This window comes from Microbacterium sp. bgisy189 (genome assembly GCF_965345345.1).
Classification (GTDB): Bacteria; Actinomycetota; Actinomycetes; order Actinomycetales; family Microbacteriaceae; genus Microbacterium.
In genome coordinates this window covers 13,927-34,513 of record NZ_CBDRMZ010000013.1, presented here as the reverse complement: position 1 = coordinate 34,513, position 20,587 = coordinate 13,927, and the positions used below count along the sequence as shown (strand labels likewise).

Here is a 20,587-nt window from a genome sequence, read left to right as displayed (position 1 = left end):
AGGACGGTCAGACTGCGGACACGTCGGAATCGGCGAACGCGACCTTCGGCACGAAGAACAACAGGATCGCGGCGACGAAGCCACCCGCGGCGCAGATCGCCCAGACCGTCATGTAGCCACCCAGCGATGCCGCGGTCTGACTGGCGACAGTGCCGGCTCCCGCAGCGAGCACGACCCCGAACACGGCAGACGAGAAGGTGCCGCCGATCGTCTTGGTCGTGTTGGTGAGGGCTGAGGCGACGCCGGTCTGCCCGATCGGTGCCGCTGCCGCAGCGGCGGCGGGCATTGCGCCCACGAGCGCACCGCAGCCGAGCCCCGCGATCGACAGGTTCAGCAGCACCTGCCACAGCTCGAGGTGGAACGGCAGGAACAGCGTGTACCCGACTCCGACGAGCAGTGCAGCGGCGATGAGGACGATTCGCGGCGACGCGCGCCGGGACGTGACCGCGAACAGCACCGCCCCGACGATGAGCGAGACGAGATACACCCCGATGATGTTGGAACGTTCCGTGGAGTCGAGCCCCAGCCCGTAGCCGAGCGACGGATCGGTGCCGGCGTAGGTCGATAGGGGCCCCTGTGCGCCCAGCAGGCTGATGCCGATGAGGAAGGCGGTGGCCTGCACCGGCCACATCTCGGGCCGCCGCAGCACGCGGATGTCGATCCCGGGGTCCGCCTGCCGCAGTTCGTAGAACACGAACCACACCAGCACCGCGACGCCGGCGAGCAGCAGCGCCACGACCCACAACCAGGCACCCTCGCCCAGGTCGAGCTCGCCGATCATCCGTATCCACGCCAGCGCCCCGGTGACCAGCAGCAGGCCCCATGCGAGGATCACGAAGCCCCAGGTGTCGAGCGAGCGTCCGGGTTGCGGCGTCGACTCCGGTACGAACAGCCAGATCACGACCGCCACGATCGTCACGGCGACGGCGGGCACGATGAGGGTGACGGTCAGATCTCCCGTCGCCGCATAGATGCGCCCGGCGGCCAGCGCGCCGATGATCGCGCCGGCCTCGAGTCCGACGACCAGCAGACCGGCAGCCCGACGCGTCAACGAGACGCCGTGGTTCTGCCGGCGACCCCGCTCGAAGATGAGCGCGATCTCCAGGGGCAGCCAGACGACGTAGAACCCCTGCAGCGCCCAGGCGATGAGGAACGTCGTGAACGAGTCGGCGAATGCCAGCCACCAGGTTGCGCCGGCGGTGAGGACGGCGGCGATCAGCAGGATCTTCTTGTGGCCGTACATGTCGCCGAGCTTTGCCAGCACCGGCACGACGAGGGCTGACAGCAGCAGCTGGGCCGCCTCGAACCAGTTGACATCGGAGTCGTGGATGCCGAGCTCGATGACGATGTCGCTGAACAGCGGCACGTAGTAGCCCTGCAGGATGCCGGAGACGATCTCGACGAGGATGAACCAGCCGATGAGGCCGGCGGTGATGCCCAGCGCGGAGTCGCGCAATGCGGTTCGGGATGCCACGGCGTCAGTCTAGGAGTGCCGTGCGGGCGCACCCTCGCGGATCGCCGCGCGCCTATTGTGGTCTCGTGGCGGAGGAGGACCGGTGAGCACGCAGCGCGAGATTCTGACCTGGGACGGGTTCGGTGAGGCCAGTCGCGATCTCTCCCGCCGAATCATCGGCGACGGCTTCGTGCCCGAGGTGGTCGTCGCGATCGCACGCGGCGGGCTGCTGCCGGCCGGCGCGATCGCCTACGGGCTCGGGGTCAAGAGCTGCGGCGCGCTGAACGTCGAGTTCTACACCGGGATCGGCACCGTGCTCGATGCCCCCGCGCTGCTGCCGCCCGACCTCGACCTGGGATACCTGCCGGGTAAGCGCGTACTGCTGGTCGACGACGTCGCAGACAGTGGGCGCACGCTTGCGCTCGCCGTCGCGATGCTGACCGAGGCCGGTGCCGATGTCCGTTCGGTGTGCATCTACTCCAAGCCCGGATCGGTCGCGATGCCCGACTACGTGTGGCGTGAGACCGACCGGTGGATCGACTTCCCCTGGTCGGCACGCGGAACCGTGACCGAAGAGGATGCCGGTGTGAGCGGCGACGCAGCGAGCGCGTGATGCCCGCGACGCTCGAGGGACTCGCCGCTGCAGGCCTGATCGATCCCGGCTGGGCGAGGCAGCTCGAGCCGGTCGCACCGCAGCTTGCGGCGCTCGGCGATCGGCTGCGGGCCGAGGCCGCCGAGGGACGACCGTATCTGCCCGCGGGCGATCGGGTGCTGCGGGCGTTCGCGGAGCCGTTCGACGGCGTGCGCGTCCTGATCGTCGGGCAGGACCCCTACCCGACGCCCGGTCACCCGATCGGACTGTCGTTCGCGGTCGACGCCGACGTGCGCCCGCTGCCGCGCAGCCTCGGCAACATCTACCGCGAACTCCACGATGACCTCGGCATCGCACCCGCATCGCACGGTGACCTGTCGTCGTGGAGCGCGCAGGGCGTCATGCTGCTGAACCGGGTGCTCACCGTCGCGCCCGGATCACCCGGGTCGCACCGCGGCTGGGGCTGGGAGGAGATCACCGAGCACGCGATCCGCGCGCTCGTCGCCCGTGATGCGCCGCTCGTCGCCATCTTGTGGGGCAAGGATGCCGCCGGCCTGCAGCCTCTGCTCGGGCAGACGCCGATCATCACCTCGCCGCATCCCTCGCCGCTGTCTGCACGTCGGGGCTTCTTCGGATCGCGGCCGTTCTCGCGCGCGAACGACCTGCTCGCGGGGCTCGGCGCGCGCCCCGTGGATTGGCAGGTCGCCGGATGACGAGGGACGCGTAGGCTGGCCGCATGCTGGAGGAGGAGTACGAACGCGACCGGCGCAGGCTGCCGCGGCACCTTCGTCGAGCGCCCGAACCGGAGCGGCCCTTCAGCTTCGAGATCCGGCCCGCACGCAAGGCCGACATGCCCGATGTGCGCGAGATCTACAACTACTACGTCACCAACTCGGTCGTGACCTTCGACGAGAAGCGCTGGTCGCACGCGCAGTGGGTCGAGAAGTTCGAGTATCTCGAGAAGTTGAAACTGCCGTTCCTCGTCGCGGTCTCACCGACGGGGCAGATCCTGGGCTACGGGCTCGTCTCGCCGTGGACCGGCAAGAGCGGCTACCGCTACACGGTCGAGAACTCGATCTATCTGGGGCAGGCAGCGACGGGCAAGGGCCTCGGCAGTGCGCTGCTGCAGGCGCTCATCGTGGCGTGCGAGCAGCAGGGCATCCGGCAGATGGTGGCCGTCATCAGCGACAAGGGGGCTGAGGCGTCGGTCGCGATCCACGAGCGCCTCGGCTTCGAAGAGGTCGGTCGTATGGGGCGCGTGGGTCGAAAGTTCGGTCGCTGGCTCGGCACCATCTACATGCAGAAGTCGCTCAAGCCCACCGGCAAGCGCTCACTGTTCGGTCGGCGCTGACGGGGCTTCGCCGCCCGAGGTGGGTGGTTGCGGGAGAGCCGGCGCCTCGTCGTCGGCATCACGCACGGCATCGATGAGTTCTCGCCACGCGCCGGCGAGGTCGCCGTCGTCGATCTCGGCGGAGCGGGCACGTTCGTCCTCGATGGCATCGACGGTCCAGACGAACCGGTCGGCGCCGCGGGCGGGGGTGTCCGCTTCGGCATCCCACGGGCACTGTTCGATGAGCGTGATCCACTGCGCGGTGCCGTCGCCGCGGGCCGTGACCGACCAGGTCCGCGTGCGGCCCGCGATGCCGCCGGTGCGGGCGACGGTGATCTCGATGAGCGTCGCTGACGCGGCGGGTTCGCGGTCGTCGAGCGCGTCGTCGCGCGGGGCGCTCGGGTCATGCGTGTCGGGCTCAGGCGGTCGGTGCATCCTCGGTCACTCCGACGCCGATCCAGGCATCCCGGACGGCGGCGGCCTCCTCCGAGTCCTCACCGTACTCCTGCTCGGCGGTCGCTGTCGTGGCGGCAGCGAAGTCCGTGAACGAGGCTGTGCGCGAGAGGGTGCCGCCCGTGAGTGCGCCGTACCAGATGCGGCCGGCGCGCTCCCAGGCGTACCCGCCGAGCGTCGTGGCGACGAGGTGGAAGGCCTTGTTGGGGATGCCGGAGTTGATGTGCACGCCGCCGTTGTCGCCGGTCGTGACGACGTAGTCGCGCATGTGCCCCGGCTGGGGGTCTTTGCCGAGCACATCGTCGTCGTACGCCGTGCCGGGGGCGCTCATCGACCGCAGCGCCGTCCCCGTGACGACCTCGGTGAAGATGCCGGCACCGATCAGCCAGTCGGCCTGGTCTGCGGTGTGGCCGAGCCGATGCTGTTCGGTCAGCGCGCCGAAAACGTCGGCGATGGACTCGTTGAGGGCGCCGGACTGCCCCTGGTACTCGAGGCCGCCGGCGTGTTCGACGACGCCGTGGCCGAGTTCGTGCGCGATGACGGTGACCGATCGTGTGAAGCCGGTGAACACCTCGCCGTCGCCGTCGCCGAACACCATCTGCTGTCCGTCCCAGAACGCGTTGTCGTAGTCGACGCCGTAGTGGACGGTCGCGCGCAGCGGCGCACCCGCGCCGTCGAGCGAGGACCGCTCGAACGCCTCCCAGAAGAAGCGATGCGTGTACCCGAGGCCGTCGAACGCGTCGTCTGCTGCGGCGTCGCCGGTCGGCGGGTCGTCTTCTGCGCGCACCAGCACGCCGGGCAGTTCTTCACGGTTCTGCGCATCGGAGATGACGCGATCGGGCACCGGCGAGGCCTCGAACACGAGCGCGTCGCCTTCGACCGTGACGTCGATGACAGCGCGCACCGGATCGTAGGTGCGTGGCACCGCGAGCGTCGCGCGCGCCGCCTGTGCCGCGCGCGCGAGGTGAGGCTCGTCGGTGGCAGCGAGTCGGGCCAGGAGATAGGGAGGGACGATCGCGTGCATGTGCCACAGGCTACGCGCACCCTCCGACATGGGCGACGGGTCAGTGCCCCGACGGCGGACGAGGCGTCGCGATGACCGGGATCGACGCGAGCAGTCGCCGCGTGTAGGCGACCTGCGGTTCGAGCAGCACCTTCTCGGTCGGGCCCTCTTCGACGATGCGACCGTCCTTCATGACGATGACCTCGTCGCACAGGTTCTGCACGACGCCGATGTCGTGCGAGACCATCACGAGGGTGAGGTCCTGCGTCGCCCGCAGGTCGCGCAGCAGGTCGAGGATCTGCGCGCGCACCGTCACGTCCAGTGCCGAGAGCGGTTCGTCGCCGACGAGGATGCGGGGGCGGTGCACGATGGCGCGGGCCAGCGCGATCCGCTGCCGTTGACCGCCCGAGAACTCGTGCGGGTAGCGCTCGGCCATCTCGGGCTCCAGCCCCACCTGTCGCAGGACGTCGCGCACCCGCTCCCGGCGGTCGCCGTCGATCTCGAGCGCCCACAGCGGTTCAGCGATGACGCGGCCGACGCTCATACGCGGGTCGAGCGACGCATACGGGTCCTGGAAGACGATGCCGGTCTGGCGACGCAGCCAGTGCAGGTCTCGCGCGCGGGCCCGAGCGTCGACCTGTGTGCCGTCCACGGTGACGGTTCCTTCGTCGGGGACGTCGAGGCCGGTGAGCAGTCGCACGAGCGTCGACTTGCCCGAACCGGACTCGCCGATGATGCCGACCGCCGAGCCCGCACGCACGTCGACGTCGGCGTCTTCGAGCGCGGTCGTCCATTGCGCGGGGGCGAAGAGCCGCTTCGCCGGTGCGCGGAAGCGGCGGGTGAGCCCCCGTCCGGTGATGAGCGCGTCGCTCATGCGGCACCTCCCGGGCGCCACAGGGTGGTGGTCGCGTCGCGCAGGAGCCCCTGCGTCACGGGGGAGGCCGGCTCGGTGAGCAGGGTCGAGAGGGCGCCCTGTTCGACGACACGGCCGTCTTCGAGCACAACGGCGTGCGTCGCGATCTGCGACAGGACGGCGAGGTCGTGCGTGATGAACACGAGTGACATTCCGTCGTCTTCGACGAGGTCGAGGAGCAGCTCGAGGATTTCGGCCTGGATGGTCACGTCGAGGGCGGTGGTCGGTTCGTCGGCGATCAGCAGGCGTGGCCTGCATGCGAGTGCCATCGCGATCGCGACGCGCTGCCGTTGGCCGCCCGACAGCTGGTGCGGGTAGCGGGCGACGATCGACGCGGGTGCGGGCAGCCGCATCCGCTCTGCCTCCGCGACGGCCCGCTGGGCGGCTTCGCGCCGCGAGACGGGTTGGTGGATGCGGATCGACTCCGCGATCTGGCGGCCGACGGTGCGGATGGGGTTGAGGGCGGTCCGCGGCTCTTGGAAGACGATGCCGATCTCGTCGCCGCGGAGCTCTGCCAGCTCGCGGTCGCGCATGCCGACGAGTTCGCGGCCGTTCCAGAGGATGCTGCCGCTCGCCGTCGCGCCGTCGGGCAGCAGCCCGAGCAGCGCGAGGGCGGTGAGGGACTTGCCTGATCCCGATTCGCCGATCAGTCCCACGCGGGCACCGTCGGGCACCTCGAACGACACGCCGTCGACGACGCGCCGGTCGCCGATCGTGATCACGAGGTCGCGGACGATGAGGCTCATGCCACCACCGCCGGCGTGTGCGTGCGCGCAGCAGCGGTGCGCTGCGACAGGGTCGGATCGGTCGCTTCGCGCAGCCCGTCGCCGAGCAGGTTGAGTCCCAGGACGGTCAGGGTGATCGCGAGTCCGGGCCAGACGACCGAGAGCGGATGGGTCGTGATGTGCAGCTGCAGGTCGCTCAGCAGCACGCCCCACGACGGCTCGGTCACGGGTGCGCCGAAGCCGAGATAGCTCAGGCCTGCTTCGGCGAGCACGGCGACGGCCATGCCCCACGACAGCTGCACGATGAACACGGGCGCGACGTTGGGCAGCAGGTGACGCATGAGGACCTGCCCACCGGTGAGGCCGGACGCGCGCGCGGCGACCACGAAATCGCTGTGCAGCACGCGGCGCAGTTCGGGGCGCGTGACGCGGGCGACGTTCACCCCGAAGCCGATGCCGACCGAGACGATCACGACCAGGAGCGACCCGCCCCACACCGACGAGAGCATCATGGCGATCAGCAGCACGGGAAAGGCGACGAGGATGTCGACGAGCACCGCGGTCGATTCGCGCACCCACCGAGCGGTCAGGGCGCCGAGCGCGGCGAGCGCGAGACCGAGCAGCGTCGCGACGAGCCCTGCACCCGCGGCCACCCACACCGTCGTGCGCGCGCCGGCCATGAGCAGGCTCAGGATGTCGCGCCCCGTGTTGTCGGTGCCGAGCAGGTGCGGCCAGTTCGGGCTCTGCCAGGCACCCGGAATGTCGACGTCGATCGGGTCGAACGGGGTCCAGAACCGTGCGATGAGTGCCGTGACGCCGACGACCACGACGACGATGACGCCGAAGCGGCCCGATGCCGTGCGCCAGAGGCGACGCAGCCAGCCGGGGATCCTCATGCCGCCTCCCGCTGTCGGGGGTCGATCACGCGGTGCAGCAGGTCGACGAGAAATCCGATGAGCAGCACGATGCCGGTCATCACCAGCAGTTCTCCCTGCACCTTGGGCAGGTCGCGCAGGCCGACATCGGCCACGAGCATCCGTCCGATGCCGGGCAGGGTGAACAGCTGCTCGATGACGACGGCGCCGACGATGATGCCGGCCACCTGCAGGCCGAGCACGCTGATGATCGAGAGCCCGACGTTGGGCAGGCCGTGGCGCAGGAGCGCCTGCGTGCGGGTGAGCCCCTTCGCCGCAGCGGTGCGCACGTAGTCCTGGCCGATCGCCTGCAGGGTGGCGCTGCGTACGAATCGCATCAGCATGGCGCCCTCGACGATGCCGATCGTCAGTGCGGGCAGCACCAGCGAGCGCAACGCACGTCCCGGCTCGTCCCAGCCGTCCCGGGGAAAGCCTTGCGCGGGGAGCCAGCCCAGCCACACCGCGAACACGACGACGAGCATCATGCCCGCCCACACGACCGGCACGGCCGCGATCGCCTGAGCGCCCACCGAGAGCGTCGTGCCGTCGGCCCGGCCGCGGCGGATCGCCGAGAGCACGCCGAACGGCAACGCGATCAGCAGCGCGATCACCATCGCCAGCAGTCCCAGCGGCACCGTGACGGCCGCCTTCTCGACGAGCTCTTCGACGACGGGGGTGCCGGTTCGCAGCGAGGCGCCGAGATCGCCGCGGAGGACGCCCGTCGCCCACTGCACGTACTGCGTCGTGAGCGGCTCGTTCAGTCCCAGTCGCTCACGGATCGCGTCGACCTGCGCCGGCGAGGCGTTCGTTCCGGCGATCTGCTGCGCGACGTCGCCGGGCAGCACCCGAAGCGTGAGGAAGATCAGCACGCTGGCCACGACAAGCCCCAGCACGAGCAGGGCCAGTCGGGTCAGCGCGTAGCGGATCACCCGTCGCTCTTGGTGATCTCGGCGAGGTTGATGCGCGAGTTGACGTTGTCGGTGGGCATACCGGCCACATCGGGCGAGACCGCCACGACCGACGACCAGTTGTACAGCCAGTCGGCGGCGTGGTCTTCGGACACGATGCGCGCGGCCTGTGCCAGCAGTTCTGCCGCTTCGCCCTCGTCAGTGGACGACAGCGACTGCTGGTACAGGTCCTGCACCTCGGTGTTGTCGTACGTGAAGTAGTAGTCGGGGTTCGCCCAGTTCTCGAAGTCGCGGGGCTCGGCGTGGTTGACGATGCTGAGCTCGTAGTCCTTGTTCGAGTAGACGTCGCTGATCCACGTGCCGAAATCGACGGCATCCACCTTCAGCGTGATGCCGACGGCGTTCAGGTTCGAGACCAGGATCTGCTGCAGCGTCGTGCCGTAGGCCGACGGGATCGTGAGGGTCAGGTCGAGCTCTTCGGCATCCGCCTCGGCCAGCAGCGCCTTCGCGGCCTCGGGGTCGTACGAGACGACGTCGGAGAGGTCTTCGAAGCCCGGGTCGGGTTCGGGGATCGGTCCGTACAGGGTCTGGCCCGAGCCGACCGCCGCGACGATCGAGTCGTGGTCGATGGCCAGACGGATCGCCTCGCGCACCCGCACATCGGCCAGCGGCCCGCTCGTGCTGTTCATCGCGAGCACGCTCTTGTCGGTCGCGCTGCCGATCTCGACCGAGAAGCCGCTGCCCTCGATCTGCTCCGTGAGGGTCGCATCGAACCCGGTCAGCACGTCGACGTCGCCGTCGATGGCCGCGTTGATGGCGGCCTGGTTGTCGGGGATGAACGGGAAGACGACCTCGGCGACCTGCGCCACCTCGCCCCAATAGCCGTCGAAGCGGGTCAGCGTGATGCTGTCGCCCTGCTTCCAGTCGGTGAGGGTGAACGGACCGGTCCCGTTGGCCGCGGTCTCGTAGGTGACCTTGTCGTCCTTCTTCAAGACGATGCCGGCGCGGCCGGTGAGGTTCCACAACAGTGATGAGTCGGGCTCGCTCAGCGTGAGGGTGATGGTCTGCCCCTCCGCGGCGATGCGGTCGACGCGGGCAAGCCGGTCGGCGTCGCTCCACGTGTCGGAGTCCCTGCGGGTCTGCAGCGACCACACGACATCGGCCGCGGTGAGCTCCTGCTCGTCATGGAACAGCACGCCCTCGCGCAGCTCGAACGTGTAGGTGAGGCCGTCCTCGCTCACGTCGAACGATTCTGCGAGCGAGGGCACGATCTCGCCCTCCGCGGTGCGCGCGACGAGGCCCTGGTAGACGTTGTCGATCAAGATCTGGTCGAGCGAGACGCCGGCCGTCTGCCGGATGTCGAGGTTGCCGGGCTCGAGCACCAGGCGGATGGCGACGCTCGCGTTCGGGTCGGGTGTGCCGGTGGTCGCAGAGGGGGATTCGGCGGGTTCGCCGGTGCAGCCCGCAAGTGCGAGGATGCCGGCGGTCACGAGGGCCGCGGCGACGAGCGCTGTACGACGGGGCATGTGCGGGGGTCCTTTCACAAGGGGCAGGGAGGCGTCGTTGCTGTCGTGCCGCCCTGCGAACTCAGGTGCGGAGTACAGCCTAGGCTCCTGCGCGGACGGCGGGTGCATCCGCCGTCATGCAACGGCTTCGGGTCGTCAGCTGTTCCCGGTGCCGCGGGTTGCGGCATCCACGACGAGCGCGGCCAGTTCGGCGGGGCGCTGCTCCTGCACGTTGTGCGGTGCGTCGAGTTCGACGATCGTCGCCTGCGGCACGCGCTCGGCGAACGTGTTGCGGTCTGCGTCGGTGAGATATCCGCGGGTTCCGCGCACGAGGGTGAGGGGTGCGATCACCCCGGCGAGGTCGTCCCACCCAGACGCTGCGAGCACGCGCGCGACACCGTCCTGCTGCCGGTCGTGCTCCGCGGCAGCGTCCGCGTCGGAGGCGAGGGCGTTCGCGAGGCGCGCGAAGTGGTGCTTCCACTCGACGCGTCCGTCGGGGCGGACGCGCGAGTTGAGGAGGACGCCCTTCGTGGCCGCCTCACGCGTTCCGCCGAGCCCGAAGGCCAGCGCCCGCTCGACGAGCTCTTCGCGCGAGGCCCAGTCGGTTGGCCCGGCGAAGAACTTCCGCAGTTCGGCGGCGCCGCCGTTCGGGTCGATGCCGGGGGTGATGTCGACGACGATGAGTTCGCGGACGAGGTCGGGGCGCGATGCCGCGAGCGCCGCACCGGTGAGACCCCCGAGCGACTGGCCGACGACGACCTGCGGGCGATCGGTCCAGGCGGTGATCGCGGCGGCGACGTCTGGGGCCAGTGCGCGGCCGGTGTAGACGGCGTCGTCGCGCCACGACGAGTCGCCGTGGCCGGGCAGGTCGATCGCGAGTGCGGGCAGGCCCGTCGCGAGGATCGTCACGTCCCACGTGTGGGCGTTCAGCCCTGCCCCGTGCAGGAACGTGGCAACGGGCGGGGCGTCGCCGAAGCGCAGGGCGCTCACGGTGCGACCGTCGGGCAGCGTGTGCGTCAGGCGCTCGACCGGCGGCGCGGCATCGATGCCGAGGGCTGCGGCCTGCTCGGCGAGGAACTGGAATTCGCTCATCCGCACCATTGTGCATGAGCCGGTGCGGCGGTCGTCGAAATAGGCTGGGTGCATGACCACTGAGCGCCGCGTCCACCTGTCCCGTTCTGCGCGTCCGGCGTACGACGCGCTCGAGGAGTTCTCGAAGACCGTCGGCACGATCGCCGCCGACGCCGGCATCGACGACCGGCTCAAGGAGATCGCGCTCATCCACTCCTCGCAGCTCAACGGCTGCGCCTACTGCGTGCGGGTGCACGTCGACCGCGGGGTCGCGGCGGGACTCACGGCCGATGAGATCGCCCAGATCGCCACGTGGCGCGAATCGGGTGTGTTCACGGGGCGGGAGCGTGCGGCGCTCGACCTCGCCGAGCGGTACGTGTACATCCACGAAGAGGGCGTGCCGGACGACGTGTACGACCACGTCGGCGGCATCCTCACCGAGCAGGAGTACGTCGCGCTGAGCTGGCTGCTCGTCTCGATCAACGCGTTCAACCGCATCACGATCGCGGGCAAGTACCCCGTGCCGCCGCGCCGCGGTGAGCACGCATGACCGACGTTCCCGGTGCGCTGAATCTGCGTGATGTCGGCGGGCTCAGCGCCGGCGCGGGCACGACGCGGTCGGGCGTCCTGTTCCGCTCCGGCAACCTGGCACGTCTCGGTGCCGACGGAGAGCGGGCGCTGCGGGCGCTGGGGCTGCGTCGCATCGTCGATCTGCGCGACGACGCCGAACGCGCCATGGAGCCGACGGCGCCCGCCTTCGATGGCCTCACGGTGCGGTTGCCGCTGTTCGCAGGCTCTGCGGCGTCGTTCTTCGCCGAGGACCTCACCCTCGCCGACCTCTACCGCTCGCTCGTCGACGATTCGGGGGAGCGGATGGTCGAGGTGGTTCGCGCCGTGCTGGCCGATCAGCCCGTGCTCGTGCACTGCACCCTCGGCAAAGACCGCACCGGGGTGACGGTCGCGCTCGCGCTGGCCGCGGCGGGCGTCGACGACGATGCCGTCGTCGCCGATTACGCGCGAACGGAGGCGCTGCTGCCGCCTGCCCGCAACGAGCGGGTGCTCGGGTATCTGCGCCGCGCGTTCCCCGCGGCGCGCCACCTCGAGGAGCTCGCGACCCTGTCGCCGGCGTCGGCGATGGCGGGAATGCTCGCCGATCTGCGAGGTCGGTTCGGTGGCGCTGCCGAGTACCTGGCGGCCAATGGGCTCGGCGACGACGAACTGCGTGCGCTCCGCCGCGTGCTCGTCGCCTGACGTCCGCCTGCCGCGTCACCCGGTGTCATCTGAGGTAAGGCATACCTATCTTTGCGGGTATACTCGAGGCATGACCACGACCACCACGCACTCCGCCGCACAGACCGCCGCACACAGTGCGACCGCCTGCCGGGCGTCGAAGCATGCGCGCGTGCAGCATCTGGTCACCGCCGACGAGACGTCGCTCGCAGAGCTGCAGGCGCTGGTGGCAACGCTCCCGATCTGCTCGACCGGTCGCGTGTTCATCGAAGTGCCCGACGCGTCGTGGATCGGCGAGATCGCCGCGCCCGCGCGCATGACGGTGACGTGGCTCGATCGTTCGCAGCGCACCGGCGCACCCGGCAGCGGCCGCTCCTGCAGCGCCGGTCAGGCGCTCGCCCGCGCCGTCACCGGCTGGGCCGACGAGATGCTCTGCGCCGACGACCGCGGCACGCGTGTGCACCTGCTGGGCGGGTTCCTCGGCACGGCCGACATCTTCGACCACCTCACTGAGACGCTCGGCATGGATGCGGCATCCGTCAACGTGCCGGCTCGGTTCGGCCTCGTCTCGGCCTGAGCACTCCGCGACTGCGCCACTTCGCGGCACCCGCGCCATCGATCGGCGCAGCAGTCGTCGTCTTATGGCGCAGTCGTGGTGCTGGGGGTGCGGCGACGGCGCACGTAGTTGCCGTCTTCGAGCCCGGCGAGCACCTCGAACCGGTTCGTGAGCGGATCGCGACCCGCAGCCCAGTAGAGGAACGGCATGAGCGCGCCGTATCGACGCCACTGCCGGGCGTGCACCGCTTCGTGGCGCAGCAAGGCGTCAGAGATGCGGGTATCGCCGGTGAGGAAGCACCCGCCCACGCACACGCCGCCGCGACCGAAGGTCCAGTTCGGCATGCCCGAGAAGACCCACAGTCCGGCGCGACGTTGGACGCGACCGGTCGACCACAGGCTGCCCCACACGAACCCCACTGCCGTGCCCCACGCGTAGCCGATCGCGCTGATGGGGGAGTCGAGCAGGATGCCGGGAATGAAGCGGTCGAAGCGCTCGCCGCGCGCGACGGCGCGCTCGGCCCTGGCTTCCCAACCGGCCGTGGGCCGTGCGCTCACGCGAGCGCTCCGACGATGCGCAGAATCGCGCCCATGTCGTCGACCGCGGCCGCGGGGCTTGCCGGCGCGAAGGCAGCCAGTGATGCGCCGGCGAGGGGGAAGCGGGCTCGCAGCGCTGTGATCGCGGCGGTGAGTTGCGGCACCGTCATGCCGAACGGCACCGGGTCGCTCAACCCGGTGACCTCCGCCGGGTCGAGCACATCCAGGTCGACATGGAGGTAGACGGCGTCGGCGCCGGTGGCTGCGACGGCCTCGACGAACGCGTCGGGATCGGCGTCGACGCTGATCACCGTGATTCCCTCGGACGCGATCAGGTCGGATTCGGCGGGGTCGAACTCGCGGGCGCCCGCCAGCACGACGCGGTCCATCCGGACGGGATGCGGGGCTCCGAGCGCACCGTCGCCGGCGGCGGCGCGCAGCGCCATGCCCGCGAAGGCCCCGGACGTCGACGATGCGGCTGTGTGCAGATCGGCGTGCGCGTCGAACCACACGACCGCTGCGTTCGGGTGGCGGGCAAGCGCGTCCGAGATCGCGGGCACGGCCACGCCGCAGTCGCCGCCGACGACGATCGCGTCAGCGTCGGCGAGGGCCTCCGCCACGGCATCCTGCACACGGCGCAGACTGCTGTAGCGGCGGATGCCGGTGTCCAGCATCTCGCCGGCCTCGAGCGGCACGTCGATCGTGCGGCACGCGGCGCGCGGCAGGTCGCCCGCGATCGCCTCCGCGCCGTCGGCCTGGAGCATCGGCCGCGTGGAGGGGGAGCCCTGCCACTGCGGCACCACGAGGAAACGTGCCATCAGTCGGTCCTTCGGGGAGGGGGAGAAGACGACGGTGCGGCGCCGGAACACGTCCGACGCCGCACCGGTGCGATCACTGACCGATCGCGGGGGCGCTGCTGCCGCCGGTCTTCAGCGCGGCCAGGCGCGCCTCGACCTCGGTCAGCTCACCGATGTCCTCGAGCGCGTTGAACTGGGCGTCGAGCGTCGAGGCGGCGAGCTCCTGCTTGCCGGCCGCGAGCGCCTCCTGGCGGCGCACCTTGTCTTCGAACCGGCCCAGCTCGCTGGTCGGGTCGAGCACGTCGATCGACTTGACCGCGTCGTGCACCTTGTTCTGCGCCTCGGCGGTCTTGGCACGCGCCAGCAGTTCGGAGCGCTTCGACCGAAGCTGCTCCAGCTTCTGCTTCATGCCGTTGAGGCCGTCCTTGAGCTTCTCGACGACCTCGGTCTGCGACTCGATCGAGGGCCCGATGGCCTTGGCCTCGTTCTCCTCGCTGATCTGGCGCTGCAGCGCGATCTTGGCGAGGTTGTCGAACTTGTCGGCATCGGTCGTGTTGCCCGCGGTGCGCAGCTCGTCGGCCTTGCGGCTGGCGGCGAGGGCCTTGTTGCCCCACTCCTCGGCCGCCTTGACGTCCTCCTGGTGGTCGCGCTCGAGCAGGCGCAGGTTGCCGATCGTCTCGGCGATCGCCGCCTCGGCGTCCGCGATGTTGTTGGTGTAGTCGCGGACGAGCTGATCGAGCATCTTCTCCGGGTCTTCCGCGGCGTCGATGAGGGCGTTGATGTTCGCCTTCACCAGCGTCGAGATGCGGCCGAAGATGGACTGCTTTGCCATCGTGTTTCCTTTCATCGGGAATCTGTCGGATCGTGATCGTGAGGATCTGCGGAAGAGGCTCAGAAGCGTCCCCCTCCTCGGCGGGCGCGTGTGCCGCCGCCGCCGAAGCTTCCGGGGCGGATGCCGCCGCCTCCACCGCCGAACATGCCGCCGCCGCCGAACATGCCGCCGCCGGAGGAGCGTCCGCCACCTCCGCCGAACATGCCGCCGCCACCGAGGACGGAATTGAGCACAATGCCGCCGAGGACGGCGCCCATCATGTCGCCGCCACCACTCGAGCCGCCGCCGAACATGCCGCCGCCGCCGGAGAAGGCGCCGACGTCGTTCTGCGCGTGCTGAATGGCTTCGCCGGCAAGCTGGTGCGCACGCTGGGCGAGGCCGAGTGCCTGCGTCGGGTCGGTCTGGGCCAGCTGGCGGGCATGCACGAGCGATGAGCCGGCTTCGGCAAGCCGCGTGCGTGCGGTCGCGCCGACGGCGCCGCGGCGGGACGTGATGAAGTCCTCGGCCGCGGAGACCTGCGAGGCGGCCTGCATGAGCGTCTGATCGAGCATCTGGCGCGCGCGGTCGGCCTGCTCCTGCGCGGTGCGCACCCCCGCGATGGCCGCGTCGATCTCGGCGTTGGCCTGTTCGAGGGCCTGCAGGGTCACGAGCGGCCGCTTGGCCGCGCCGGACAGGTTCTCCCGTGCGGCGCCGACCTGCTGCCGCGTACCGGCGATGATCGGGGCGAGGCGCCCGTCGCCGTCGGGCAGCGCGGCCGCCGTGGCGAGATCCTTCTCGAGGTCGGCGATGAGGGCCTGCGCGCTCTGCTCACCGGCGGCGAGATCGTCACCGAGCTTGTCGATCGCGTCGTCGAGGAGCTTCGCCTGCCCGACCGCCTCCTCCGCGGCACGGATGCCGACGGCTGCCGCCGACCCGTCGCCGGCGCCGATCGCCTGCTCGGCGACCGCGAGCTGTTCGGTCGCGAACGCGAGACGGGAACGCGCCTGCGTCGGATTGTCGGCGACGGTCGCGAGCGCTTCGGGCGCGTAGCTCGCCTGCAGAGTCGAGAGCCGTGTCGCGGCGGCGTCCAGCCCGCCGCTGACGGTGGCATGCAGCTCCTGCACCCGGGCGAGGGCTTCGGGGGCGTTCTGCTCGAGCTGACGTAGCTCGTCGAACGACTCGGCCTTCGCGTCGAGTTCTTCATTCGCCGTCTCGGTCAGCTGCAGGATCTGCGTGCACCATTCACGCTGCTGCGCCTCGGTGTCCTGCGTGGCGTCATCGAGCTGCTGCTGCAACGAGAACGCGGTGTCGAGTGCCTTCTTCGCGGCATCCAGCACACCGGCGAACTCGGCTGTGGCGGCGTCCCCGAACTGGGCTCGCGCGAACCCGAGCTCCTGCTCACTGGTCTTGATGGCGTCGTCGGTCTGCACCAGCGACGCCTTCGCGCGCTTCTCGAGCTGTTCGAGGGGCTCCGCCGGCGCCTGGCCGGGAAGCTGCGCGCCGCCACCGGCGGTGCCCTTGCCGCGTCGGCGAACCATGATGATCGCGACGATGACGCCGGCGACGACCAGCACGCCGAGCAGGATCAGCAGACCGGTGCCGCCGCCGCTCGAGTCGGAGACTCCGCCGCTGCCACCGCCCGCGGCATCCTCGAGTCCGTCTGCCGCGGCGACCGCCGCACCCGCCCAGTCGTCGGCCGCCAACTCGGGTTGGATGCGCTGCTGCTCGATCGCGGTGAGCGCATCACCGTTGACCGGCCCTTCGGAGTCGCCTGACAGGTAGAACTGCCGACCTTCGGTCGAGACCGCGAGCAGGTATTGGTTCGTGCCGAGGCCGTTCGCGAGCGCCGTCGCGTTGGCCCACTCCTCGCTGCTGGTCGGATTCGTGAAGTCGTCGACATAGACGACCCACAGGTCGACGTCGGTCTCATCGGAGAGGGCGACCAGGCGATCCTGCACGGTCTGCTCCTGCGAGGCGGAGAGCACATCGGACGCGTCGAGGAACTGGTTCTCGTCGAGCGAGACGGGGCCGGTTGCGGTCGCGGCGGACGCGCTCCCGAGCACGACCGCGGCCGCAGCCGTCAGCGTCAATGCCCATCGGGAGCCCATCGGTCCACCCTTCATCGCCGGAGAGCCCATCCTTGCAGAGTGAGTCTATGCGTCCGCCGACATACGGCATAGGGAAGGGACAGGAAACAGCAGGGTGGCCGCGCGGGCGGGTCGCTGCGTCGGGCTTCGGCGAGTCCGGGCTAGGCTCACGCGGTCGGAGGGAACCCATGGACGACCGTTACGGATCCGATGTGCTGGCAGCCGGTTGGCGCGATGTCGGACGTCGGCAGACGCCGCGTGTCGAGGCCGAACGCGACCTCGTCGTCGAGGTCGCAGCCGACGGCTACTGCGGCGCCGTGGTCGGCTCGCAGTCGGGCATGGTCGAGCTGGAGGACCGCAATGGCCGTCGACGGCTGTTCCCGTTCGGCCCCGGCTTTCTCATCGACGGCGGGCTCGTCGAACTGGTGCCCGCGAAGCCGAAGGCCCCGCAGGGGCGCGCCCGCACGGCATCCGGGTCGTTCGCGGCCCCGCAGGAGCGGGCGAGGGTCGCGCGGGCCAGCCGTATCCTCGTCGAAGGCCGTCACGACGCCGAACTGGTCGAGAAGGTGTGGGGCGCCGACCTGCGGGTCGAAGGCGTCGTCGTCGAGTACCTGCAGGGTGTCGATCTGCTCGGCGACCTGCTGCGTGAGGACCCGCCCTCACCTGAACGCCGCTACGGGGTGCTCGTGGACCACCTCGTGTCGGGGTCGAAGGAGTCGCGCATCGCGGAGCAGATCCTTCGGGGGCCGCACGGGCGGCACCTGAAGATCGTCGGACACCCCTACATCGATGTCTGGGAATGCGTGCGGCCGTCTTCGCTCGGCATCGCCGCGTGGCCGAAGGTGCCGCGCGGCATCGAATGGAAGGTCGGCGTGAGCAGGGCGCTCGGGTGGCCGGCCGACGACCAGGCTGACCTCGCCGGCAACTGGCAGCGCATCCTCGGCGCCGTGAAGACCTACCGCGACCTCGACCCCGCACTGCTGGGCCGCGTCGAGGAGCTCATCGACTTCGTCACCACCGACTGACACCGTTTCGTCTCGCTGAACCCTTCCGGTGGTCGAGTGCCGCGGCGCAGCCGCGGTGTATCGAGACCCGGCACGCCGGCATCCCACCCGCTCGGTAGCCTGGAGACCATGCCGCAGCACGACCCGTCCACCTCCGCCGAGCCGCGCCGCTTCCGCGACACGCCCGTCTCGTTCGTGCGCCGCAGCGGCCGCATGAGCGACGGGCAGGAGCGCGCCTGGGCAGAACTCAGCGGGCACTACGTCATCGACGTCGAACGGGATGCCGCGGCCACCAGCATCCGCCCCGGCACCACCGTGGACCCGGCCGCCGTGTACGGTCGCACCGCGCCGCTGGTCGTCGAGATCGGGTCGGGGCAGGGGCACGCGATCGTGCATGCCGCCGCACACACACCCGAAACGGACTTCCTCGCCGTCGAGGTGTTCCGGGCGGGCCTTGCCCGCACGATGCTCGACGCCGACCGAGCCGGCGCCCGCAACCTGCGCCTCGTCGAGGCCAACGCCCCCGAGGTGCTCGAACACCTCCTGCCCGAGGCTTCGGTCGACGAACTGTGGATCTTCTTCCCCGACCCGTGGCACAAGGCCAAGCACAACAAGCGGCGCCTGATCGCACCCGCCTTCCCGCCGATCGCGGCACGCGCGCTGCGCGACGGCGGGCTGCTTCGGCTGGCGACCGACTGGGAGGACTACGCGCTGCAGATGCGCGAGGTCATGGCAGGCGCCGACGGCTTCACGCCGGCGTTCGAGGGGGAGTGGGCCGACCGGTTCGAGGGACGCGTCATGACCGCGTTCGAGCGCAAGGGCATCGCGAAGGGGCGGCAGATCCGCGACCTCGTCTACCGCCGTGCCCAGCGCCGCTCTGACCGGCCATGACCGCAGGAGGAACGCGCATGAAGACGGATGCCGCAGCCGCCCGCCCGGTCGTCTCGCTCGGCACGATCCCGGCGCTGCTGGTGTGTCTGGCGGCCCCGGCGTTCTTCGTGCTGCTGCTGCCGTGGCTCGGGTGGACGCTGCTGGCGGCCGGAATCGTGGCGGCGGCCGTCCTCGAGCGTCGCTCGGTCACGGCATCCGGTCCGAGCCTCACGCGCGACCTGTCACTCATCGCGATCGGCCTCGTGATCGTCAGCCTCATCGAACTGAAGGCTGAGCTCGACGATGCGGCGATGGTGCGCTTCACGCTCGCACTCGGGGGAGCGGTTGCCGTGCCGTACGTGATCTCGCGGTTCGTCTACCGCGATCACGCCATCCGGTTCCCGTGGCGCGGCGGCGGGCGCTGGTCGACGTTCCAGTGGGTGTGGCTTGCCGTGGTGCTCGTGCTCGGCTGGCTCATCCTGCCGTACTACTTCATCACCTCGGGCGTGTACCTGAACTGGCCCGTCGTCGACACCCCGAACCTCATCGCGCGCCTGTTCGTGGGGGTCGGCGCGGTCGGCATCTGGGACGAACTGTTCTTCATCTGCACGTGCTTCGCGTTGCTGCGCCGTCACTTCGCCGATGCCGCGGCGAACGTGCTGCAGGCGATCGTCTTCGTCTCGTTCCTGTGGGAGCTCGGCTACCAGGCGTGGGGACCGTTCCTCACGATTCCGTTCGCGCTGCTGCAGGGCTTCATCTTCTTGCGCACCCGCTCCCTCGCCTACGTGGTGACGGTGCATCTGCTCTTCGACGCCGTCGTGTTCGGCGTGCTCGTCCACGCGCACAACCCGGGACTGCTGGACGCGATCTTCCTCGTCTCGCCCTGACCGTGCCGGGGCAGCCGATCGGGCAGGATGGTGCGGTGAACACCGCGCGCATCGCCCTTGCCACCGCGTCCGAGGTCGAGGGAGGGCTCGACGCCGAAGGCATGCAGCTGCGCGATGCGCTGCGTGGCGCGGGGGCGGCGGCCGAACCTGCCGTCTGGGACGACGAGACCGTCGACTGGGGCGGGTTCGATGTGGTCGTCGTCCGCTCCACCTGGGACTACGCGCGTCGCCACGACGAGTTCATCGCGTGGACACAGCGCGTGTCGCAACTGACCCGGCTGCACAATCCTGCCGACGTGCTGGCCTGGAACACCGACAAGCGGTACTTGCGCGACCTCGCCGCCGCCGGGGTACCGACCGTGCCCACCGAGTTCCTCGAGCCGGGTGATGACCCGAGCACCCACGCCTTTCTCCACGAGGAGCACGTCGTCAAGCCCGTCGTGTCGGCCGGGTCGAAAGACACGCTCCGGTTCACGGCCGACGAACCCGAGCGTTCGATCAGCCATGCCGGCTCGCTCCTCGACGCAGGCAGGGTCGTCATGGTGCAGCCGTACCTCGCGAGCGTCGATGAGGTCGGTGAGACCGCGGTCGTCGTGATCGGCGGAACGGTCTCGCATGCCATGCGCAAGGGGCCGCTCCTCACCCGCGGCATGCAGCCGGCGGCAGGACTTTTTCTGCAAGAGGAGATGTCGCGGCGCGACGCCGCGCCCGACGAGCTCCTCGTCGCCGAGCGTGCGCTCGCCGCCGTCCCGAACGTTGCTGACCTGCTCTACGCCCGCATCGATCTGCTCCGCGCTCCGGACGGACCGGTGGTGCTCGAACTCGAGTTGACGGAACCGTCGCTGTTCCTCGACCACGTGCCGGGGTCGGCCGATCGGCTCGCCGCGGCGATCCTCGCCGCCGTCGGTCGCTAGGATCAAAGAGACGACAGCCTGGAGGTCA

The 20,587-nt window shown here is 70.2% G+C and carries 23 protein-coding genes; 10 read left to right on the top strand and 13 right to left on the bottom strand.

Features of this window, described 5'->3' with window-relative positions; all coding sequences use genetic code 11:
- Window positions 1-7 precede the first annotated feature (7 nt).
- Complete coding sequence (locus tag ACSF8R_RS13585) at window positions 8-1,474, bottom strand: MFS transporter (protein WP_434812336.1); 1,467 nt, start codon at window positions 1,472-1,474, stop codon at window positions 8-10.
- 82 nt (window positions 1,475-1,556) lie between these two features.
- Between ACSF8R_RS13585 and ACSF8R_RS13580 the strand changes: the two genes are divergently transcribed.
- From ACSF8R_RS13580 to ACSF8R_RS13570, 3 genes are read left to right on the top strand one after another with little or no spacing between them, the layout of a single operon-like run.
- On the top strand, window positions 1,557-2,066 hold the full coding sequence (locus ACSF8R_RS13580) for a phosphoribosyltransferase (protein ID WP_434812335.1): 510 nt from the start codon (window positions 1,557-1,559) through the stop codon (window positions 2,064-2,066).
- Entirely contained in the window at window positions 2,066-2,758 is a 693-nt protein-coding gene (locus ACSF8R_RS13575) for a uracil-DNA glycosylase (RefSeq protein ID WP_434812334.1), read from the top strand. Before ACSF8R_RS13580 ends, ACSF8R_RS13575 begins: the two co-directional genes overlap by 1 nt.
- A 23-nt stretch (window positions 2,759-2,781) precedes the next feature.
- On the top strand, window positions 2,782-3,396 hold the full coding sequence (locus tag ACSF8R_RS13570; protein ID WP_434812333.1) for a GNAT family N-acetyltransferase: 615 nt from the start codon (window positions 2,782-2,784) through the stop codon (window positions 3,394-3,396).
- Here the strand turns inward: ACSF8R_RS13570 and ACSF8R_RS13565 are convergent.
- From ACSF8R_RS13565 to ACSF8R_RS13530, 8 genes are all read right to left on the bottom strand, one after another.
- Window positions 3,376-3,810 carry a protealysin inhibitor emfourin gene (locus ACSF8R_RS13565; protein ID WP_434812332.1) on the bottom strand — a complete coding sequence of 145 codons (435 nt, stop codon included), beginning with the start codon at window positions 3,808-3,810 and terminating at the stop codon, window positions 3,376-3,378. The two genes, ACSF8R_RS13570 and ACSF8R_RS13565, sit on opposite strands and share 21 nt — an antisense overlap.
- The gene (locus ACSF8R_RS13560; protein ID WP_434812331.1) at window positions 3,794-4,852 is read right to left on the bottom strand and encodes a M4 family metallopeptidase; all 1,059 of its coding nucleotides are present in this window, start codon (window positions 4,850-4,852) and stop codon (window positions 3,794-3,796) included. The genes ACSF8R_RS13565 and ACSF8R_RS13560 overlap by 17 nt, the downstream gene beginning before the upstream one ends.
- A 40-nt stretch (window positions 4,853-4,892) precedes the next feature.
- Window positions 4,893-5,705 carry an ABC transporter ATP-binding protein gene (locus ACSF8R_RS13555; protein ID WP_434812330.1) on the bottom strand — a complete coding sequence of 271 codons (813 nt, stop codon included), beginning with the start codon at window positions 5,703-5,705 and terminating at the stop codon, window positions 4,893-4,895.
- Window positions 5,702-6,490: an ABC transporter ATP-binding protein gene (locus ACSF8R_RS13550; protein WP_434812329.1), complete on the bottom strand. Its 789-nt coding sequence runs from the start codon at window positions 6,488-6,490 to the stop codon at window positions 5,702-5,704. Before ACSF8R_RS13550 ends, ACSF8R_RS13555 begins: the two co-directional genes overlap by 4 nt.
- Window positions 6,487-7,365, bottom strand: coding sequence for an ABC transporter permease (locus tag ACSF8R_RS13545; protein ID WP_434812328.1), 879 nt, complete (start codon window positions 7,363-7,365; stop codon window positions 6,487-6,489). Before ACSF8R_RS13545 ends, ACSF8R_RS13550 begins: the two co-directional genes overlap by 4 nt.
- Window positions 7,362-8,312, bottom strand: a complete 951-nt coding sequence (locus tag ACSF8R_RS13540; protein ID WP_434812327.1) for an ABC transporter permease — start codon at window positions 8,310-8,312, stop codon at window positions 7,362-7,364. Before ACSF8R_RS13540 ends, ACSF8R_RS13545 begins: the two co-directional genes overlap by 4 nt.
- Entirely contained in the window at window positions 8,309-9,817 is a 1,509-nt protein-coding gene (locus tag ACSF8R_RS13535) for an ABC transporter substrate-binding protein (protein WP_434812326.1), read from the bottom strand. Before ACSF8R_RS13535 ends, ACSF8R_RS13540 begins: the two co-directional genes overlap by 4 nt.
- A 135-nt stretch (window positions 9,818-9,952) precedes the next feature.
- Complete coding sequence (locus tag ACSF8R_RS13530) at window positions 9,953-10,888, bottom strand: alpha/beta fold hydrolase (RefSeq protein ID WP_434812325.1); 936 nt, start codon at window positions 10,886-10,888, stop codon at window positions 9,953-9,955.
- Between the two features lie 52 nt (window positions 10,889-10,940).
- Between ACSF8R_RS13530 and ACSF8R_RS13525 the strand changes: the two genes are divergently transcribed.
- From ACSF8R_RS13525 to ACSF8R_RS13515, 3 genes are all read left to right on the top strand, one after another.
- The gene (locus tag ACSF8R_RS13525) at window positions 10,941-11,417 is read left to right on the top strand and encodes a carboxymuconolactone decarboxylase family protein (protein WP_434812324.1); all 477 of its coding nucleotides are present in this window, start codon (window positions 10,941-10,943) and stop codon (window positions 11,415-11,417) included.
- Entirely contained in the window at window positions 11,414-12,118 is a 705-nt protein-coding gene (locus ACSF8R_RS13520) for a tyrosine-protein phosphatase (protein ID WP_434812323.1), read from the top strand. Before ACSF8R_RS13525 ends, ACSF8R_RS13520 begins: the two co-directional genes overlap by 4 nt.
- Window positions 12,119-12,188: 70 nt before the next feature.
- Window positions 12,189-12,674 (top strand): SIP domain-containing protein, encoded by a 486-nt coding sequence (locus ACSF8R_RS13515; RefSeq protein WP_434812322.1) that lies wholly within the window; start codon window positions 12,189-12,191, stop codon window positions 12,672-12,674.
- A gap of 62 nt (window positions 12,675-12,736) precedes the next feature.
- On the opposite strand, the gene ACSF8R_RS13510 is transcribed toward ACSF8R_RS13515, so the two are convergent.
- The 4 genes from ACSF8R_RS13510 to ACSF8R_RS13495 all read right to left on the bottom strand — a co-directional run bounded on the left by ACSF8R_RS13510 (window position 12,737) and on the right by ACSF8R_RS13495 (window position 16,905).
- On the bottom strand, window positions 12,737-13,210 hold the full coding sequence (locus tag ACSF8R_RS13510; protein WP_434812321.1) for a Fe-S oxidoreductase: 474 nt from the start codon (window positions 13,208-13,210) through the stop codon (window positions 12,737-12,739).
- Window positions 13,207-14,007 carry an arginase family protein gene (locus ACSF8R_RS13505; protein ID WP_434812320.1) on the bottom strand — a complete coding sequence of 267 codons (801 nt, stop codon included), beginning with the start codon at window positions 14,005-14,007 and terminating at the stop codon, window positions 13,207-13,209. Before ACSF8R_RS13505 ends, ACSF8R_RS13510 begins: the two co-directional genes overlap by 4 nt.
- A gap of 73 nt (window positions 14,008-14,080) precedes the next feature.
- The gene (locus ACSF8R_RS13500; protein ID WP_434812319.1) at window positions 14,081-14,818 is read right to left on the bottom strand and encodes a PspA/IM30 family protein; all 738 of its coding nucleotides are present in this window, start codon (window positions 14,816-14,818) and stop codon (window positions 14,081-14,083) included.
- A 59-nt stretch (window positions 14,819-14,877) separates the two neighbouring features.
- Window positions 14,878-16,905, bottom strand: coding sequence for a TPM domain-containing protein (locus tag ACSF8R_RS13495; protein ID WP_434812318.1), 2,028 nt, complete (start codon window positions 16,903-16,905; stop codon window positions 14,878-14,880).
- Window positions 16,906-17,072: 167 nt separating this feature from the next.
- On the opposite strand from ACSF8R_RS13495, the gene ACSF8R_RS13490 reads away from it, so the two are divergent.
- From ACSF8R_RS13490 to ACSF8R_RS13475, 4 genes are all read left to right on the top strand, one after another.
- Window positions 17,073-17,909 (top strand): DUF3097 domain-containing protein, encoded by an 837-nt coding sequence (locus ACSF8R_RS13490; RefSeq protein WP_434812317.1) that lies wholly within the window; start codon window positions 17,073-17,075, stop codon window positions 17,907-17,909.
- Between the two features lie 108 nt (window positions 17,910-18,017).
- Window positions 18,018-18,779: a tRNA (guanosine(46)-N7)-methyltransferase TrmB gene (trmB, locus tag ACSF8R_RS13485; RefSeq protein WP_434812316.1), complete on the top strand. Its 762-nt coding sequence runs from the start codon at window positions 18,018-18,020 to the stop codon at window positions 18,777-18,779.
- A gap of 17 nt (window positions 18,780-18,796) precedes the next feature.
- Window positions 18,797-19,645, top strand: a complete 849-nt coding sequence (locus ACSF8R_RS13480; RefSeq protein ID WP_434812315.1) for a CPBP family intramembrane glutamic endopeptidase — start codon at window positions 18,797-18,799, stop codon at window positions 19,643-19,645.
- 35 nt (window positions 19,646-19,680) lie between these two features.
- Window positions 19,681-20,559 (top strand): ATP-grasp domain-containing protein, encoded by an 879-nt coding sequence (locus ACSF8R_RS13475; RefSeq protein WP_434812314.1) that lies wholly within the window; start codon window positions 19,681-19,683, stop codon window positions 20,557-20,559.
- Window positions 20,560-20,587 lie beyond the last annotated feature (28 nt).

What these genes read in the sequence shown, in the direction of transcription:
- ACSF8R_RS13575 (WP_434812334.1), top strand. Translation starts at nt 2,066, where the DNA reads ATGCCCGCGACGCTCGAGGGACTCGCCGCTGCAGGCCTGATCGATCCC.
- ACSF8R_RS13570 (WP_434812333.1), top strand. Translation starts at nt 2,782, where the DNA reads ATGCTGGAGGAGGAGTACGAACGCGACCGGCGCAGGCTGCCGCGGCAC.
- ACSF8R_RS13565 (WP_434812332.1), bottom strand. Translation starts at nt 3,810, where the DNA reads ATGCACCGACCGCCTGAGCCCGACACGCATGACCCGAGCGCCCCGCGC.
- ACSF8R_RS13560 (WP_434812331.1), bottom strand. Translation starts at nt 4,852, where the DNA reads ATGCACGCGATCGTCCCTCCCTATCTCCTGGCCCGACTCGCTGCCACC.
- ACSF8R_RS13555 (WP_434812330.1), bottom strand. Translation starts at nt 5,705, where the DNA reads ATGAGCGACGCGCTCATCACCGGACGGGGGCTCACCCGCCGCTTCCGC.
- ACSF8R_RS13550 (WP_434812329.1), bottom strand. Translation starts at nt 6,490, where the DNA reads ATGAGCCTCATCGTCCGCGACCTCGTGATCACGATCGGCGACCGGCGC.
- ACSF8R_RS13545 (WP_434812328.1), bottom strand. Translation starts at nt 7,365, where the DNA reads ATGAGGATCCCCGGCTGGCTGCGTCGCCTCTGGCGCACGGCATCGGGC.
- ACSF8R_RS13535 (WP_434812326.1), bottom strand. Translation starts at nt 9,817, where the DNA reads ATGCCCCGTCGTACAGCGCTCGTCGCCGCGGCCCTCGTGACCGCCGGC.
- ACSF8R_RS13530 (WP_434812325.1), bottom strand. Translation starts at nt 10,888, where the DNA reads ATGAGCGAATTCCAGTTCCTCGCCGAGCAGGCCGCAGCCCTCGGCATC.
- ACSF8R_RS13525 (WP_434812324.1), top strand. Translation starts at nt 10,941, where the DNA reads ATGACCACTGAGCGCCGCGTCCACCTGTCCCGTTCTGCGCGTCCGGCG.
- ACSF8R_RS13520 (WP_434812323.1), top strand. Translation starts at nt 11,414, where the DNA reads ATGACCGACGTTCCCGGTGCGCTGAATCTGCGTGATGTCGGCGGGCTC.
- ACSF8R_RS13515 (WP_434812322.1), top strand. Translation starts at nt 12,189, where the DNA reads ATGACCACGACCACCACGCACTCCGCCGCACAGACCGCCGCACACAGT.
- ACSF8R_RS13505 (WP_434812320.1), bottom strand. Translation starts at nt 14,007, where the DNA reads ATGGCACGTTTCCTCGTGGTGCCGCAGTGGCAGGGCTCCCCCTCCACG.
- ACSF8R_RS13500 (WP_434812319.1), bottom strand. Translation starts at nt 14,818, where the DNA reads ATGGCAAAGCAGTCCATCTTCGGCCGCATCTCGACGCTGGTGAAGGCG.
- ACSF8R_RS13495 (WP_434812318.1), bottom strand. Translation starts at nt 16,905, where the DNA reads ATGGGCTCCCGATGGGCATTGACGCTGACGGCTGCGGCCGCGGTCGTG.
- ACSF8R_RS13490 (WP_434812317.1), top strand. Translation starts at nt 17,073, where the DNA reads ATGGACGACCGTTACGGATCCGATGTGCTGGCAGCCGGTTGGCGCGAT.
- trmB (WP_434812316.1), top strand. Translation starts at nt 18,018, where the DNA reads ATGCCGCAGCACGACCCGTCCACCTCCGCCGAGCCGCGCCGCTTCCGC.
- ACSF8R_RS13480 (WP_434812315.1), top strand. Translation starts at nt 18,797, where the DNA reads ATGAAGACGGATGCCGCAGCCGCCCGCCCGGTCGTCTCGCTCGGCACG.